The sequence below is a fragment of the Pseudomonas sp. Z2-11 genome (assembly GCF_054161305.1).
This window is the reverse complement of sequence record NZ_CP096395.1, coordinates 4,023,146-4,039,267: the sequence shown is the minus strand read 5'-3', so window position 1 is coordinate 4,039,267 and position 16,122 is coordinate 4,023,146. Positions and strand designations below refer to the sequence as shown.

The 16,122-nt window shown below is 60.8% G+C and carries 13 protein-coding genes; 3 read left to right on the top strand and 10 right to left on the bottom strand.

From position 1 onward, the window contains the following. Window positions 1-158: 158 nt before the first annotated feature. Together M1E16_RS17845 and M1E16_RS17840 are read right to left on the bottom strand one after the other, a co-directional pair. Complete coding sequence (locus M1E16_RS17845; RefSeq protein WP_458128025.1) at window positions 159-1,310, bottom strand: M14 family metallopeptidase; 1,152 nt, start codon at window positions 1,308-1,310, stop codon at window positions 159-161. 487 nt (window positions 1,311-1,797) lie between these two features. Then, window positions 1,798-2,139: a DUF6124 family protein gene (locus M1E16_RS17840; protein ID WP_434629988.1), complete on the bottom strand. Its 342-nt coding sequence runs from the start codon at window positions 2,137-2,139 to the stop codon at window positions 1,798-1,800. Window positions 2,140-2,268: 129 nt separating this feature from the next. Here M1E16_RS17840 and M1E16_RS17835 point away from each other — a divergent pair, with 129 nt between their 5' ends. Next, window positions 2,269-2,916 (top strand): LexA family protein, encoded by a 648-nt coding sequence (locus tag M1E16_RS17835; protein ID WP_434573230.1) that lies wholly within the window; start codon window positions 2,269-2,271, stop codon window positions 2,914-2,916. 30 nt (window positions 2,917-2,946) lie between these two features. Here M1E16_RS17835 and M1E16_RS17830 read toward each other — a convergent pair whose 3' ends face one another. The 4 genes from M1E16_RS17830 to M1E16_RS17815 are packed head-to-tail and all read right to left on the bottom strand — an operon-like array spanning window position 2,947 to window position 8,507. Beyond that, window positions 2,947-4,896 (bottom strand): acetyl/propionyl/methylcrotonyl-CoA carboxylase subunit alpha, encoded by a 1,950-nt coding sequence (locus M1E16_RS17830; RefSeq protein ID WP_458128024.1) that lies wholly within the window; start codon window positions 4,894-4,896, stop codon window positions 2,947-2,949. Beyond that, window positions 4,893-5,711 (bottom strand): gamma-carboxygeranoyl-CoA hydratase, encoded by an 819-nt coding sequence (locus M1E16_RS17825; protein ID WP_458128023.1) that lies wholly within the window; start codon window positions 5,709-5,711, stop codon window positions 4,893-4,895. Before M1E16_RS17825 ends, M1E16_RS17830 begins: the two co-directional genes overlap by 4 nt. 13 nt (window positions 5,712-5,724) lie before the next feature. Further along, complete coding sequence (locus M1E16_RS17820; RefSeq protein WP_458128022.1) at window positions 5,725-7,332, bottom strand: carboxyl transferase domain-containing protein; 1,608 nt, start codon at window positions 7,330-7,332, stop codon at window positions 5,725-5,727. Between the two features lie 11 nt (window positions 7,333-7,343). Beyond that, the gene (locus M1E16_RS17815; RefSeq protein WP_305500136.1) at window positions 7,344-8,507 is read right to left on the bottom strand and encodes an isovaleryl-CoA dehydrogenase; all 1,164 of its coding nucleotides are present in this window, start codon (window positions 8,505-8,507) and stop codon (window positions 7,344-7,346) included. A 200-nt stretch (window positions 8,508-8,707) separates the two neighbouring features. Between M1E16_RS17815 and M1E16_RS17810 the strand changes: the two genes are divergently transcribed. Beyond that, complete coding sequence (locus M1E16_RS17810) at window positions 8,708-10,405, top strand: AMP-binding protein (RefSeq protein WP_458128021.1); 1,698 nt, start codon at window positions 8,708-8,710, stop codon at window positions 10,403-10,405. A gap of 667 nt (window positions 10,406-11,072) precedes the next feature. Here the strand turns inward: M1E16_RS17810 and M1E16_RS17805 are convergent. The 3 genes from M1E16_RS17805 to M1E16_RS17795 form a co-directional block, all read right to left on the bottom strand. Then, on the bottom strand, window positions 11,073-11,972 hold the full coding sequence (locus M1E16_RS17805) for a hydroxymethylglutaryl-CoA lyase (protein WP_458128020.1): 900 nt from the start codon (window positions 11,970-11,972) through the stop codon (window positions 11,073-11,075). Window positions 11,973-12,127: 155 nt separating this feature from the next. Next, entirely contained in the window at window positions 12,128-12,529 is a 402-nt protein-coding gene (locus tag M1E16_RS17800; RefSeq protein ID WP_305500139.1) for a MerR family transcriptional regulator, read from the bottom strand. Window positions 12,530-12,711: 182 nt separating this feature from the next. Further along, a complete protein-coding gene (locus M1E16_RS17795; RefSeq protein WP_434573242.1) occupies window positions 12,712-13,641 on the bottom strand; it encodes a LysR family transcriptional regulator in 930 nt (309 codons plus the stop codon). A gap of 178 nt (window positions 13,642-13,819) precedes the next feature. On the opposite strand from M1E16_RS17795, the gene M1E16_RS17790 reads away from it, so the two are divergent. Continuing rightward, the gene (locus tag M1E16_RS17790; RefSeq protein ID WP_458128019.1) at window positions 13,820-15,049 is read left to right on the top strand and encodes an acyl-CoA dehydrogenase; all 1,230 of its coding nucleotides are present in this window, start codon (window positions 13,820-13,822) and stop codon (window positions 15,047-15,049) included. A gap of 141 nt (window positions 15,050-15,190) precedes the next feature. On the opposite strand, the gene M1E16_RS17785 is transcribed toward M1E16_RS17790, so the two are convergent. Further along, a complete protein-coding gene (locus M1E16_RS17785; protein WP_434601241.1) occupies window positions 15,191-16,060 on the bottom strand; it encodes an isocitrate lyase/PEP mutase family protein in 870 nt (289 codons plus the stop codon). Window positions 16,061-16,122 lie beyond the last annotated feature (62 nt).

Genomic DNA, 16,122 nt, shown 5'->3' with positions numbered 1-16,122 from the left:
AACCCGTGGCGAGGGAGCTTGCTCCCGCTCGGCGGCGCAGCCGTCGTAAAACCGGCTGACGCGATATGTCTGAAAAACTGCATCAATCCATTCGGGGTGGCTACGCCACCCAGCGGGAGCAAGCTCCCTCGCCACGGGGAGCGGGGCGCCGGGGAATATCAGCGCAATTCGTCGATGATGTCCTCGACCGTGCTCAGCACGTCCTTGCCCAATTGCATTGAGCGTTTGCCGGACCAGCCCGTGCGTGGGTTCGGGTGGTCGTCGTGGTCCTTGAACGGCATTTCCAGGGTCAGGGACAGGCAATCATATTTCTGCCCAACCGCGTTGCAGGCCAAGGTCATGTTGGCCTGGCCCGGTTCGTTGCGGGTGTAACCATGGGCGGTCTGGAAGTCCTTGGTCTGGTGCTTGAGGTGGCTGCGAAAGCGCTCTTCGAGTCCGGCGATGCGCGGCGTATAGCCCGGGTTGCCTTCGCAACCGGCAGTGAAGACGTGGGGTATCTCTTCGTCACCGTGGACATCAAGGAACAGGTCGACGCCGTACTTTTCCATCTGCTGCTGTACGAAATGGACCTCGGGACTGATTTGCGGACTGGCGCTCTGCCAGGCCCGGTTGAGGTCCTGGCCCATCGCGTTGGTGCGCAGGTGCCCGTGGAACGCGCCATCCGGATTCATGTTCGGCACCAGGTACAGATCGGCCTTGGCGAGCAAACGGTTCAGCTGGGCGTCGTCCTGATGCTGGAGACGTTCGATTACTCCCTCCATGAACCACTCGGCCATGTGCTCGCCGGGGTGCTGCTGCGCAATGATCCAGATCTTGCGTCGGCCCTCGGCACCGCTGCCTTTGCGCAGCAATTGAAGATCACGGCCCTCGACGCTTTTGCCGATCGCCAGCAGTTCGGTACCGGCCTTGTGCTGCGCCTGTTCGATCAGCCAGTCGTGACGGCCGCGGCTGTAGGGTTCGAAATAGGCAAACCAGGCGTGGGGCTGTTCGGCTTCCAGATGAAAGCGCAGGGCGTCGCCCTCGAATTGCGTAGGAATACGGAACCAGTTGACATGATCGTAGGACGCTACGGCTTGGTAGCCTGTCCACGCCTTGTTATAGGACGATTGGCTGGCGTTGAGCAGGCGGAAAGAATATTCCTGGCCGACGTGCAGGCCGCTGGCCTTGAAATGAAACCATTGGAAATGCGCGCTACGGGTGTCTGGCCTGATTTTCAGCAGCGACTGCAACGGGTTGCTGATGTCCACGACGTCAATATTGCCACTGTCGAAGTTGGCGCTGATATCAAAGGAAGATTTAGCCACGGTCACGGTTCCGGTAGAGGATCTGGTGGCCGTTACTTTACACGCAGGACGGGCGAACCGGGACGATCAGCGCCATGAAAAGAAGGGGGCGCCCTCCCTGGACGCTTAAGCAGATTAGACAGTCCCTGAATGATTCTCAAGTGCTGCCTGTCGTTCATTCACTCTGTTGCAGCGCAGATGCTTTGGCGAGCGAAGTGCGTTTGCTATCATCGCCGTCATCGAATCAGCAACATCCAAAGACTTCATTAGCCTGAAGCCATAAGCCGAAAAATCGGCAAAAAAAGACCCGGCAAAAAGCCGGGTCAAAAACCGTGATTAGCCTGATGAGGAGATATTCCAGAGGTCCGACCTAAGGTCCTCTGGGCTATCGACTGATCTCGCGATCAGCTGATGCAATAATAATCATTATCATTTGCAAGTCAAATGTTTTTATTGCCTCAATTGGAAATTATTTCTCGTGGCCCGCGTTCGCGGCGTCATTCAAGCGTTGCGACTAGCGTGCCGGATAGCCGTCCAGGGTCCGGTCGAGCATGACCTTGACCAGGTCGATCATATGCACCACCGAAAATGCCAGGTCACGGCTCGGGCCGTTCAATCGGCTGGCGGATTCGTGGGCGGTAGCGGCTGCACAACGTAGCAGGTCGCAAGCATGAACCAGGGCTTCCTCCCCACTGATGTTTCGGTTGACGTCGAAGAAGCGATGTTCCGCCGGGTTGTCGGCAATATCCGGTTTCAGGTAATGGTCCAGGGCGCGTTTGGCTGCCGGACAATCCTGAAGCGACAAAAATGGGTTGTTCGAGGGGGCTGCGGGCTCATCGTTGTTGGGCTTGTCCATGATGTCGAGTTTCTCCGTGCGGGTTTGGAAATCCTGATCCCAGCTTAGTACTCGGCGTAATTGTGACGATAATTTAAATACTACAACTTGTGTTTTGCTGGACGGCGTCAGCCACGTATCGTGCCGCTCATGGATAAATGGATAGAGTTGGTCAAGGCCAGGATGAAGGAGCAGCACATCACGCAAGTGGTGCTCGCAGAGCGTCTGGGGATGTCTCAGGGTGGGGTCGGCCATTGGCTGACCAAGCGCCGACAACCCAGTCTTGGAGACATGAACCGGGTGCTGCAGGAGCTGGGGCTGGAGTTCCTCGAGGTGGCAATGGTGATCCGCGAGCCGGACACTTCCACCGACGAGGGGATGGCCCTGGCGCAGAAGTACAACCCGTACTTTCGCTACCCGGTCAGTGACTGGCGCGACATCGGTCTCGTTCGCGAAGAGAATGTCGCGGACTACGGCCAGCCGCGCTATGAGCTGACGGATTACCATGCACGGGGCGACGCGTTCTGGCTGGTGGTGATGGGGGATGCGATGACGGCGCCAAGCGGCTTGAGCATTCCCGAGGGCATGTCGATCCTGGTGGATCCGGCGATCGAAGCGGTGCCCGGGAAACTGGTGATTGCCCGATTGCCAGGTAGCAGCGAAGCGACTTTCCGCAAGCTGATGGAAGAGAGCGGGCAGCGTTACCTGGTTCCGCTCAATCCGACTTATCCGAAAACCCTGTTTACCGACCAATGCCGCATCATCGGCGTGGTCGTACAGGCAACCATCAGGTTCTGACTGGATCGGCCCGGAAACCGGGCCGAATGGCTATTCTTCCAGTTCCACCAGCGCGCTGCCCTCGCTGACCATCTCTCCCTCCTGGCAATACACCGCCTTGATCACGCCAGCCTTGGGCGCGCGGATGCTGTGCTCCATTTTCATCGCCTCCAGCACCACCAGTTGCGCGCCGGCTTCCACCGCCTGGCCAGCGCTCACCAGCACCCGAACGATGCTTCCATTCATGGGGGCGACCAGGCCGCCCTGTTGGCTGTGGCTGGCCTCGGCCGCCGCCAGCGGGTCGTAGGAGTCGACTCGATACAGATCGCCCTTCCATTGCAAGTAGAGGCTGTCGTCGTGGCGAATGGCTCGATGTTCGCGGCGCACACCGTTGTGCTCGATGATCAACTGCTCGCCCCTGAGCTCGGCGCCGCGACCAGCAACATCCAGCGTCACGGCGCGGTCCTGGCCATCGCAACTCAGGTGCAGGGTGATTTCCGCTGGCAGCCCCAGGCGCAGCCCGGCGGTAGCGGCCCATGGCGAGTTGCTGTCATCGGCGCGGACACGTGGCGTCAGGCTCAAGGCGAAACCCTGGGCCGCAGCGCGCCAGAAATCGTCATCCAGTTCGCCGGGCTCCGGCAGCAATTGCGCCTGGTAACGCGGGATGAAACCGGTGTCCAGTTCCGCCGCCGCGAAGGCGGGGTGAGCGATGATACGGCGGAGAAAACCGATGTTGGTTTTCAGCCCGCCAATGGCGAACTCGTCGAGCATGGCCAACAACCGCAAACGTGCCTGTTCGCGGGTTTCCCCCCAGGCAATTAACTTGCCGAGCATCGGGTCGTAGAAGGGCGAGATCTCATCGCCTTCGTCGACACCACTGTCTACCCGGCGACCTGGGCCTTCGGCCGACTCGCGATACAGCGACAAGCGCCCCGTGGCGGGAAGAAAATCATTGGCCGGATCTTCGGCGTACAGACGTACTTCGATGGCATGACCCAGCAGCGGCACCTGCTCCTGGGTGATCGGCAATGGCTCGCCCTGGGCGACGCGGATCTGCCAGGCCACCAGGTCGAGCCCGGTGATCGCTTCGGTCACCGGATGCTCGACCTGCAGCCGGGTATTCATTTCCATGAAGAAAAATTCGCCTCGCGAGTCCAGCAGAAACTCCACCGTACCCGCGCCGACATAGCCGATCGCCTTGGCCGCCCGTACGGCGGCTTCGCCCATCGCCCGGCGCAGTTCCTGGCTCAGACCCGGCGCCGGTGCCTCCTCCACGACCTTCTGATGGCGACGCTGGATCGAGCAGTCGCGTTCGTTGAGATACAGGCAGTTGCCGTGCCGGTCGGCGAACACCTGGATTTCCACGTGGCGTGGCTTGAGCAAGTATTTTTCCACCAGCATTCGCGCATCGCCGAACGACGATTGCGCTTCGCGCTGCGCAGAGGCCAATGCCTCGGCCAGTTGGCTGACTTCCTCGACAACCTTCATGCCCTTGCCGCCGCCGCCCGCCGTGGCCTTGAGCAGCACCGGATAACCGATGCGCTCGGCGGCGGCGCGGAAGGTCTCCAGATCCTGGGTTTCACCGTGATAGCCGGGTACCAGCGGCACGCCGGCCGTCTCCATCAGGGCCTTGGCGGCGGACTTGCTGCCCATGGCGTCGATGGCCGAGGCGGGCGGACCGAGAAAGATCAGCCCGGCTTCTTCGATAGCCCTGGCGAACCCGGCATTCTCGGAAAGAAAACCGTAGCCCGGATGGATGGCTTGGGCGCCACTGGCCTGCGCCGCGGCGATCAGTTTGTCGATTTGCAAATAGCTGTCGGCGGCCTTGCTGCCGCCCAGATCGACACGCACGTCGGCTTCCCGGCTATGACGCGCGTCACGGTCGGTGGCGCTGTGCACCGCAACGGTGGTCAGGCCCATGGCCTTGGCTGTGCGCATGACGCGGCAGGCGATTTCGCCGCGGTTGGCGACCAACAGGGTAGTGAGGGCAGGGGCGCTCATCGACGCGGCTCCTTGTTGTTGGACTCGGTTTGCCAGCTCGGCGGTCGTTTTTGCAAGAACGCCCGCAGGCCTTCCTGGCCCTCGGGGCTGACCCGTATCCGCGCGATGGCATTTTCGGTGTAGCGCCGCAACGCCGGGGTCAACGCACCGTTGCCGACTTCGCGCAGCAGTTCCTTGCTGGCGCGCATGGCCGCCGGACTGTTGAGCAGCAGGTTGTCGATCCACTTGCCGAGCTGATCATCCAGGGCCTCGGCCGGGTAACTGTCCGCCAGCAAACCGATTTCCTTCGCCCGTTGCCCACCGAAACGTTCAGCCGTCAGGGCGTAACGCCGTGCCGCCCGTTCGCCGATGGCCTGCACCACGAATGGACTGATCACGGCCGGCGCCAGGCCGATGCGTACTTCGGACAGGCAGAACTGCGCATCATCGGCGCCGATGGCCATGTCACAGGCGCTGATCAAACCCAGCGCGCCGCCGAATGCCGCGCCCTGGACAACGGCGAGCGTCGGGATCTTCAGCTTGGCGAGGTTGTACATCAGCTCCGCCAGTTCCCGAGCGTCGTCGAGGTTGGTGTGGTAATCGAGTTCGGCCGATTGCTGCATCCAGGCCAGGTCGGCGCCGGCGCTGAAGTGTTTGCCACGACCACGGATCAGCAGGAAGCGCAGGGTCGGATCGCTGCCGACCTGGTCCAGGGCGAGGATCAGCTCGCGGATCATCTCGGCGTTGAACGCGTTGTTTTTCGACTCGCGGTCGAGCCACAAGGTGGCGAAGCCGCGCGGGTCCATCTGCAATTGGAGCGTGTTGTAATGATTCATGGGCGTTCCCCGGTTACATCCTGAACACGCCGAAGCGGCTCGGTTCGATGGGCGCGTTCAACGACGCGGACAAGGCCAGGCCCAGCACATCGCGCGTCTGCGCCGGGTCAATGACGCCGTCATCCCACAGCCGCGCGCTGGAATAGTAGGGGTGCCCCTGTTCTTCGTACTGGTCGAGGATCGGTTGCTTGATCTCGGCCTCCTGAACTGCGCTGAACGGCTGGCCGCTGCGTTCGGCCTGTTCGCGCTTGACCTGCACCAGCACGCCGGCCGCCTGTTCGGCGCCCATCACGCCGATCCGCGCATTCGGCCACATCCACAAAAAGCGCGGGTCATACGCGCGGCCGCACATGCCGTAGTTACCGGCGCCGAAACTGCCGCCGATGATCACGGTGAATTTCGGCACCCGGGCGCAGGCCACCGCGGTCACAAGTTTTGCGCCGTGTTTGGCGATGCCGCCGGCTTCGTATTTCTGACCGACCATGAAGCCGGTGATGTTCTGCAGGAACAACAGCGGTATGCCGCGCTGGCAGGCCAGTTCGATGAAGTGCGCGCCTTTTTGTGCGGCCTCGGCGAACAGGATGCCGTTGTTGGCCAGGATGGCCACCGGGTAACCGTGCAAGTGGGCGAAACCGCACACCAGGGTCGTTCCGAACAGTGCTTTGAACTCGTCGAACACCGAGCCGTCCACCAGACGTGCGATCACTTCTCGCACGTCGAATGGCTGCTTCGCGTCGGCCGAAACCACGCCGTACAGCTCCTCACTCGAATACAGCGGGGCGATGGGCGCGCGTTGCTGCACATCACCGAGCTTGCGCCAGTTGAGGTTGGCCACGCTGCGACGGGCCAGCGCCAGGGCGTGTTCATCGCTGTCGGCGTAATGGTCGGCGACACCGGAAATCTTGCAGTGCACGTCGGCGCCGCCCAGGTCCTCGGCACTGACCACCTCTCCAGTCGCCGCTTTTACCAACGGCGGGCCGGCGAGGAAAATCGTTGCCTGCTGGCGGACCATGATCGCCTCGTCCGCCATCGCCGGCACGTACGCGCCGCCAGCGGTGCAGGAACCCATGACCACGGCAATCTGCGGGATGCCCTGGGCACTCATGTTGGCCTGGTTGAAGAAGATCCGGCCAAAGTGCTCACGGTCGGGGAACACCTCGTCCTGGCGCGGCAGGTTGGCACCGCCGGAATCCACCAGGTAGATGCAGGGCAGGCGGTTCTGTTGGGCGATGGTCTGGGCGCGCAGGTGTTTTTTCACCGTCAGCGGGTAATACGAACCACCTTTGACGGTCGCGTCGTTGGCGACAATCATGCATTCGATGCCTTCCACTCGACCGATCCCGGCGATCACGCCGGCGGCCGGAACGTCTTCGCCGTACACCTCGTAAGCCGCCAGCGGACTGATCTCCAGGAACGGCGAACCCGGGTCAAGCAAGCGATTGATGCGTTCCCTGGGCAACAATTTGCCCCGTGAGGTATGCCGTTCCTGGGCCTTGGCTCCGCCGCCTTGCTGGACGTGGGCGAGCAAAGTACGCAGGGCCTCGACCTGGCCGAGCATCGCGTCGCGGTTGGCGCTGAATTCCGGTGAGCGTGGGTTGAGCTGAGTGTGCAGCGTGGCCATGGTCAGCTCCGTTAGCGGGTTTCGTTGAACAGTTCGCGGCCGATCAGCATCCGTCGGATCTCACTGGTGCCGGCGCCGATTTCATACAGCTTGGCGTCACGCAGCAGGCGCCCGGCCGGGAACTCATTGATATAGCCATTGCCGCCCAGGATCTGGATGGCATCAAGGGCCATTTGCGTCGCGCGTTCGGCGCTGTAGAGGATCACCCCGGCGGCGTCCTTGCGCGTGGTTTCGCCGCGCTCGCAGGCCTGGGCCACCGCATACAGGTAGGCGCGGCTGGCGTTGAGCTGGGTGTACATATCCGCAACCTTGCCCTGGATCAGCTGGAATTCGCCGATGCTCTGGCCGAACTGCTTGCGATCATGGATATAGGGCACGATCAGGTCCATGCAGGCCTGCATGATCCCGGTCGGGCCGCCGGACAAGACCACGCGCTCGTAGTCGAGGCCGCTCATGAGGACTTTCACGCCACCGTTGAGTGCGCCGAGGATGTTTTCTTCCGGCACCTCGACGTCGTCGAAAAACAGCTCGCAGGTATTGGAGCCGCGCATGCCGAGCTTGTCGAACTTGTTGCTGCGGCTGAAGCCTTTCCAGTCGCGTTCGACTATGAACGCGGTAATGCCGTGGGCGCCTTTTTCCAGGTCGGTCTTGGCGTAGATCACATAGGTGTTGGCGTCAGGCCCGTTGGTGATCCAGGTCTTGCTGCCGTTGAGAACGTAGCGGTCGCCGCGTTTGTCGGCGCGCAGTTTCATCGAGACCACATCGGAGCCGGCGTTCGGTTCGCTCATGGCCAGGGCGCCGATGTGTTCGCCGCTGATCAGCTTGGGCAGGTATTTGGTTTTCTGCTCATGGTTGCCGTTGCGATTGATCTGGTTGACGCACAGGTTGGAGTGGGCGCCGTAGGAGAGGGCGACCGAGGCCGAGCCGCGGCTGATTTCTTCCATCGCTACCACATGGGCCAGGTAACCCAGGCCAGCGCCGCCATATTCTTCCGGGACGGTGATGCCCAGCAGGCCCATGTCGCCGAACTTGCGCCACATATCGGCGGGGAACAGATTGTCGATGTCGATCTGCGCCGCACGAGGCGCCAACTCTGCCTTGACGAAGGATTGCACCTGGTCGCGCAACATATCGATAGTTTCGCCGAGGGCAAAATTCAGGGATGGGTAGCTCATGGGACACCTTTTGGATTTTTGTCGGGTGCGGGGAGCGGCGGGAGCGCTCTCACCTTTACGTTAACGTAAGCGCGCGACCCATGGCTGTCAATCGCTCTTTACGTTAACGTCAACTTGGGCCAGAGTAAGGCCGCTTGAACAGCTTTCGAAGTCGTGAGATTCCACCGATACACCCATTAATAAAGACAACAGGGGGCGTCATGGATCAACCCGGTTCGCATACGCAACTCAGCTATACCCGCGGTTCCCAGGCCAAGGCCTTGCTGGCCCAAACCATCGGCGAGGCGTTTGACCAGACGGTGACAGACTGTCCTGACGGCGAAGCGCTGGTGGCTCGCCACCAATCATTGCGCTACAGCTGGCGCGAACTGGCCGCGGCGGTCGACCTGCACGCCCGGGCCATGCTCGCGCTGGGCCTGGAAACCGGCGATCGGCTGGGCATATGGGCACCCAATTCCGCGCAGTGGTGCATTACCCAGTTTGCCAGCGCGAAGATCGGCGTGATCCTCGTCAACATCAACCCGGCCTATCGGGCCTCGGAACTGGAGTACGTGCTCAAACAGTCCGGATGCCGCTGGCTGGTGTGTGCGGGGGCTTTCAAGACTTCGGATTACCACGCCATGTTGCAGGCATTGGCGCCGGAACTGGCAGAGCAATCGATCGGCCAACTGCGAAGCGAATGCTTGCCGGATCTGCGCGGCGTGATCAGCCTCGATTCCCAGCCGCCTTCAGGCTTCCTGCCCTGGTCGCAGTTGGCCGACCTCGGTGCAGCCATTTCGCCTGGGCAATTGGCCGAGCGCCAGGGCAGCCTGCATTTCGAGCAGCCGGTGAATATCCAGTACACCTCCGGCACCACCGGATTTCCCAAGGGCGCGACCCTCAGTCACCAGAACATTCTCAACAACGGTTACATGGTCGGTGAAAGCCTCGGCCTGACCGCCGGCGATCGTCTGGTGATCCCGGTGCCGTTGTATCACTGCTTCGGCATGGTCATGGGTAACCTGGGGTGCATGACCCACGGCAGTACCATGATCTACCCCAACGATGCCTTCGATCCGTTGCTGACGCTACGGACCGTGGCTGAAGAAAGAGCCACCGCGCTGTACGGGGTCCCCACCATGTTCATCGCTATGCTGGACCAGCCGCAGCGCGGGGATTTCGACCTGTCCAGCCTGCGCACCGGGATCATGGCCGGAGCCACCTGTCCGATCGAGGTGATGCGGCGGGTCATCAGCGAGATGCACATGGCCCAAGTGCAGATTGCCTACGGCATGACGGAAACCAGCCCGGTGTCGTTGCAGACCGGTCCCACGGATGAACTGGAGTTGCGTGTCACGACCGTTGGGCGTACCCAGCCGCAGCTGGAGAGCAAGATCATCGACGGGAACGGCGAGGTTGTCCCTCGCGGCACCATCGGCGAATTGTGCACGCGCGGTTACAGCGTGATGCTCGGCTACTGGAACAACCCCAAGGGCACGGCCGAGGCGATCGATGCGCAGGGCTGGATGCACACCGGCGACCTGGCGAGCATGGATGAGCAGGGTTACGTCTGTATCGTCGGACGGAACAAGGACATGATCATCCGTGGCGGTGAGAATGTTTATCCCCGCGAACTGGAGGAGTTCTTTTTCACCCATCCCGCCGTGGCGGATGTGCAGGTGATCGGCATTCCATGCCCACGCTACGGTGAACAGATCGTGGCCTGGATCAAACTCCATCCCGGCCACAGCGTCACCGAGGAGCAGTTGCAAGCGTGGTGCAAGGAACGCATCGCTCACTTCAAGACACCGCGTCATTTCAAATTTGTCGAGCAGTTCCCGATGACGGTTACCGGCAAGATCCAGAAATTTCGCATGCGCGAAATCAGCATCGAAGAGCTGCGCAATCACCAGGGCTGAGGCAGGCATGTGGGAGCGGGCTTGTGTGGGAGCGGGCTTGCTCGCGAAGACGGCAGCATAATCGACATCAAGACAACCTGACCCACCGCTTTCGCGAGCAAGCCCGCTCCCACAGGAAAACCCCAAACCCCAGACAGCACAAAGGGGAGCCGAAGCTCCCCTTTAATTTTGTCGTCGCGTGCTCTTTTTTTATTATTGAGGGGTGGCCTGTTGTTGTTTTTGGCAGCCGTGACCCTTTACCGCTGTTTTTGGCGATCCCCATCCGGGATCAAGAGCAAACGTATTTTTTTGAGCGCTGATCTGCTTTTTCGCCTTGCGATCCAACCGATTCGGGAGCTACCTGGAGGTAGTTTTATTATTCTCTGCCCGGTTGCGGGTTGCTCCTGGAAGCACCCTGAAAAGCACATCTTCTCCAAAAAAATCTGTTAGCTGCGTCTCTGCCGTGTTGTTTTTGTTATGTCAGAGTCGTTTCGTCTTGTTTTTATTGGGTTTGTCGCTTTTTTTTATTCTTGTTGTACTGGAGATATAGCAGGTGCCGTGCCAACTTTATAAAAACCTTTTAAATCAATAGATTAGGTTTTTTTGCTGAAAACCCGGTACGACGATTCCAGACAAATTGTTTCCGTGTTACTCGTTTCGCCCCCGTTACAAGCGGGGCGGTAACACCTCACCGCGCCAGGCGCGCCTTGGCCACCCGCGAACCGGTCGAGCGACCCAGCACGTCGCAGATCTGCCGGCCCGCGGCGATGAGTGCATCCAGATTAATGCCGGTCTCGATGCCGAGGCCGTTGAGCAGGTACAGCACGTCTTCCGTGGCGACGTTACCGCTGGCGCCCTTGGCATAAGGGCAGCCGCCCAGGCCGGCGATTGAGCTGTCGAACACGGCAATACCTTCCAGCAAGCTGGCGTAGACGTTGGCCATGGCCTGGCCATAGGTGTCATGGAAATGTCCCGCCAGTTTGTCCCGGGGCACGTCCGCGCCGACTACCTCGAACATCCTGCGCGTTGCACCGGCGGTGCCGGTGCCGATGGTGTCGCCGAGGGACACCTCGTAACAGCCCATGGCGTACAGCTCCCGTGCGACCCACGCCACCTGCTCGGGCTTGACCTCGCCCTCATAGGGGCAGCCCAGCACGCAGGACACATAGCCGCGCACGCTGACGCCGCTGTGCTTCGCCGCCTCCATGATCGGTGCGAAGCGTTCCAGGCTTTCCTTGATCGAACAATTGATGTTGCGCTGGGAAAACGCTTCGGACGCCGCGGCGAATACAGCGACCTCCTTGACCCCCGCCGCCAGTGCGTCCTCGAAACCCCGCAGGTTCGGTGCCAGGGCGCCATAGGTCACGCCAGGCTTGCGCTGGATCTGCGCAAATACCTCGGCCGAACCGGCCATCTGCGGCACCCACTTGGGCGAGACAAAACTGCCGACTTCGATGTAACCCAGGCCCGCATCGCTCAGGGCGTCAACCAGACGCACCTTGTCCGCCACGCTGATGGGTTGGGATTCATTCTGCAGGCCGTCGCGGGGGCCGACTTCGATCAAACGTACAAAGGAGGGGAGGGACATGGGATTGACCTGTGGTGAGTTGCCAACTATCCGGGACCAATGACGAACCCTTGTGGGAGCGAGCCTGCTCGCGATAGCGGTATAACCGACAACATTGATATTGACTGACACACCGCCATCGCGAGCAGGCTCGCTCCCACAGGGGACGTGTCGTGTTACTGGACGACTTCCTCGCCTTTGATCGTCTGCTCCAGCGCCTGGATGCAACGTTCTTCGGCGGTGTCGAGCTCCAGCTTCATCTGTTCGATATCCAGCAACTGCTGTTCGAGCTGTTCGCGCCGTTCGGCGATTTTCGCCAGCATGCTGTGCAGTTGTTTCTGATTGCCGCTGCTGGGGTCGTAGAGTTCGATCAACTCACGGCACTCGGCGAGAGAGAAACCGATGCGCTTGCCCCGCAGGATCAGTTTCAGGCTGACCTTGTCCCGCGGCGAGTAGATACGTTCCTGACCACGGCGCTCCGGGCGCAACAGACCCTGTTCTTCATAGAAGCGGATGGCGCGGGTGGTGATATCCAGTTCGCGGGCGAGGTCGGAGATGCTGTAGGTCTGGCTGCTCATGGAAGCGCTCGAAACGAAAGGGGTTGGCGCTAAGCTAATGGCAGGTTGACGTTCACGTCAAGCAATGAGCTGTCGACGAAACCTGTGGGAGCGAGCCTGCTCGCGAAAGCAGTAGTCCAGCCAATATGAATAGTGACTGATCCGACGCTATCGCGAGCAGGCTCGCTCCCACATTGGACGGGCTAAACCTTATCAAGCTTCTTCTCATGCGCCGTCACCTGCTGGCACAGCTCGATCATCTGCTCGCGCATCCAGCGGTTGGCCGGGTCCTGGTCGGTGCTTTCGTGCCAGTAGAGATGGGTTTCCACCGGCGGCACATCGTTGACGGGCAACAGGAAGGCATGCAGGTCGTGGCGACGGGCGAAACGTTCGGGAACGGTCATGACCATGTCGGTCTGCTGGAGCACCTGGGAAGCCATCAGATAATGCTGCGAGCGCAGGGCGATCTTGCGCTGGATGCCCATCTTGCCCAATGCCAGGTCGACATAACCGAGGCCGTTGCGGCGGCTGGAGATATGTACATGGGTCTGCGCCAGGTAATCATCCAGGCTGAGTTTTTCCTTGCCCGCCAAAGGGTGGCCCTTGCGCATGGCACACACGTAGCGATCTTCCATCAGCTTGACGTGGCGCACCTGCGGATCGGTATTGAGTGGAGCGTCAACCGCGAAATCCAGGCGCCCGGCGGCCAGCTCCTTGGTGGTTTCCCGACGCTTGGACAGGAAACTCTCGATGGCCACCGTCGGCGCCAGGCGGCGCAGGCGCTGGAACAGCGGCGGCAGGATCACGCCCTCGGTGAGGTCGGTCATGCTGATGCGATAGGTCTTGACGGCTTGCAGCGGGTTGAAGATCCGGCTTTCCTGCACCGACACCCGGAGCAGCGACAGGGCGTTGCGCACCGGCCCGATAATATTCTGGGCCATCGGCGTGGGCACCATGCCTTGGGCAGTACGCACGAACAGCGGGTCGTTGAACGTCTCGCGCAAACGCGCCAGGGCATTGGACACCGCCGGTTGAGTGATGCCGACGATCTGTCCGGCCCGGGTCAGGTTGGCTTCGGTGTAGATCGCATCAAAGACAATGAAAAGGTTGAGGTCGACCTTGCTCAGATTCATGGCGCTGCACTCTTGTTCTTGGGCTTGTTGTGAGGTGCCGGAAGGCGATGCAAATCAGTGAACCATATATCGGTGATGAATGTTAATACACGCTGAGAATAGGTTAGGTAAATTTTCGTAGCTGAACTAGCATCGATTTCATGACCTAAAAACAACCTCTGCCAAGAAGGTGCTGCCCATGGATTTTGCCTACTCCCCCAAGGTTCAGGAACTGCGTGAGCGCGTCACGGCGTTCATGGATGCCTATGTCTACCCGGCCGAGGCCGTGTTCGAACGGCAAGTGGCTGAAGGCGACCGTTGGCAGCCGACTGCGATCATGGAGGAGCTCAAGGCCAAGGCCAAAGCCGAAGGGTTGTGGAATCTGTTCCTGCCCGAGTCCGAGTTGGGGGCCGGCCTGACCAACCTGGAATATGCACCGCTGGCGGAGATCATGGGGCGTTCGCTGCTGGGCCCGGAGCCGTTCAACTGTTCGGCGCCGGATACCGGCAACATGGAAGTGCTGGTGCGTTACGCCAACGAGGAACAAAAGCAGCGCTGGCTCGAACCGCTGCTGCGGGGCGAGATTCGTTCGGCCTTTGCCATGACCGAACCGGACGTTGCTTCGTCGGACGCCACCAACATGGCTGCCCGTGCCGAGCGTGACGGCGATCAATGGGTCATCAACGGCAAGAAATGGTGGACCTCGGGCGCCTGCGACCCACGCTGCAAGATCCTGATCTTCATGGGCCTGAGCAATCCCGACGCACCTCGTCACGCCCAGCACTCGATGATCCTGGTGCCGGTGGACACCCCCGGGGTAAAAATCGTCCGGCCGCTACCGGTGTTCGGCTATGACGATGCACCTCACGGCCACGCCGAAGTGCTGTTCGATAACGTGCGGGTGCCGTACGAAAACGTCTTGCTGGGCGAAGGACGCGGCTTTGAAATTGCCCAGGGTCGCCTCGGGCCGGGCCGGATTCACCACTGCATGCGCTCCATCGGCATGGCCGAGCGTGCCTTGGAATTGATGTGCCAGCGCGCCATCAGTCGAACCGCGTTTGGCCAGGCGCTGGCGCGCCTGGGTGGCAACATCGACAAGATCGCCGACTCGCGAATGGAAATCGACATGGCGCGCCTGCTGACCTTGAAGGCGGCGTACATGATGGACACGGTCGGCAATAAAGTGGCCAAAAGCGAAATCGCCCAGATCAAGGTCGTCGCGCCGAACGTGGCCTTGAAAGTCATTGATCGGGCGATCCAGATCCACGGCGGGGCCGGGGTTTCCAACGATTTCCCGCTGGCCTACATGTATGCCATGCAGCGCACGCTGCGCCTGGCCGATGGTCCGGATGAGGTCCATCGGGCGGCTATCGGCAAGTTCGAGGTCGGCAAGTATGTGCCCAAGGAGATGTTGCGTAGCGGGCGCTGAAGCTCGTTCACGCTGAGACTGTTATCGCGAGCAAGCTCGCTCCCACAGAGTTTGTGCGGTGGACGTATTATTGGCGCTCACCGCAAGCCCCTGTGGGAGCGAGCTTGCTCGCGATGGCGGCCTCCAGGTCGATGAATCAGCTCACTCCTTGACGCTCATATACTCCTCGGCCCAACGGATATATTCCTCGGGCTGGGTGTAGGTGTGGGTCAGTTCCGTGGCGCTGAGGTCTGACGCCTGGGTGAAGATCTGACGCTGTTCCCGCAGGCTGTCGTAGGTAGCCTTGATCGCGGCGAAATACGCGCCGTGGCCGTCGATCGTGATTCTCACGCCCAGTTCAGCCAGGCGTTTATCGTCGCGCAGCAGCGGGTTGCCATAAGTCACGAGCATCAGCGGTACGTTCAGGTTCTCGCTGATCTGCTCCAGATGCTCGAAATCCTGCACGCCTACCATGCAAATGCCGTCCGCGCCGGCGCGCTCGTATTGCCGGGTGCGACTGATGATCTCCTGGACCGGCAGAATCCCCGCGTTCGTGCGGGCGACGATGGCCATTTCCGAGTCGACCCGCGCCTCCAGAGCCGCGCGAATCTTGCCGACGCCTTCGGCCACGCTGATCAGGTCGGTGGATTTGCGGCCAAATTGTGCCGGCAGCAAGGTGTCTTCAATCGTCAGCGCCGCCACGCCGGCGCGTTCGAGCTCGATGATGGTACGCATCACGTTCAGTGCGTTGCCGTAGCCGTGGTCGGCGTCGGCGATCACCGGTAGTTGCGCGACGCGTCCGATGCGGGTGGCCTGCTCGGCAAATTCGCTGAGGGTGATCAGGGCAAAATCCGGCGCGCCCAATACTTGCAGTGACGCTACCGAGCCTCCAAGGATGCCTACCTCGAAACCCAGGTCGGCGGCAATGCGCGCCGACATCGGATCGAACACTGACGCTGTGTGGTAGCAATTTGTGGAAGCCAGCAATTGGCGGAAATTTCGACGCAAATCTTGATGGGAAAGCCTGGACATATGAGTTCCACCAATGGAATGGAAGGGCTTGAGCAAAAGTGTCAACGCCTAAGGATGGAAAG

Excerpts from the sequence above, each read along its gene's own strand:
- M1E16_RS17840 (WP_434629988.1), bottom strand. The coding sequence starts at position 2,139 with ATGGACAAGCCCAACAACGATGAGCCCGCAGCCCCCTCGAACAACCCA.
- M1E16_RS17835 (WP_434573230.1), top strand. The coding sequence starts at position 2,269 with ATGGATAAATGGATAGAGTTGGTCAAGGCCAGGATGAAGGAGCAGCAC.
- M1E16_RS17830 (WP_458128024.1), bottom strand. The coding sequence starts at position 4,896 with ATGAGCGCCCCTGCCCTCACTACCCTGTTGGTCGCCAACCGCGGCGAA.
- M1E16_RS17825 (WP_458128023.1), bottom strand. The coding sequence starts at position 5,711 with ATGAATCATTACAACACGCTCCAATTGCAGATGGACCCGCGCGGCTTC.
- M1E16_RS17820 (WP_458128022.1), bottom strand. The coding sequence starts at position 7,332 with ATGGCCACGCTGCACACTCAGCTCAACCCACGCTCACCGGAATTCAGC.
- M1E16_RS17815 (WP_305500136.1), bottom strand. The coding sequence starts at position 8,507 with ATGAGCTACCCATCCCTGAATTTTGCCCTCGGCGAAACTATCGATATG.
- M1E16_RS17810 (WP_458128021.1), top strand. The coding sequence starts at position 8,708 with ATGGATCAACCCGGTTCGCATACGCAACTCAGCTATACCCGCGGTTCC.
- M1E16_RS17805 (WP_458128020.1), bottom strand. The coding sequence starts at position 11,972 with ATGTCCCTCCCCTCCTTTGTACGTTTGATCGAAGTCGGCCCCCGCGAC.
- M1E16_RS17800 (WP_305500139.1), bottom strand. The coding sequence starts at position 12,529 with ATGAGCAGCCAGACCTACAGCATCTCCGACCTCGCCCGCGAACTGGAT.
- M1E16_RS17795 (WP_434573242.1), bottom strand. The coding sequence starts at position 13,641 with ATGAATCTGAGCAAGGTCGACCTCAACCTTTTCATTGTCTTTGATGCG.
- M1E16_RS17790 (WP_458128019.1), top strand. The coding sequence starts at position 13,820 with ATGGATTTTGCCTACTCCCCCAAGGTTCAGGAACTGCGTGAGCGCGTC.
- M1E16_RS17785 (WP_434601241.1), bottom strand. The coding sequence starts at position 16,060 with ATGTCCAGGCTTTCCCATCAAGATTTGCGTCGAAATTTCCGCCAATTG.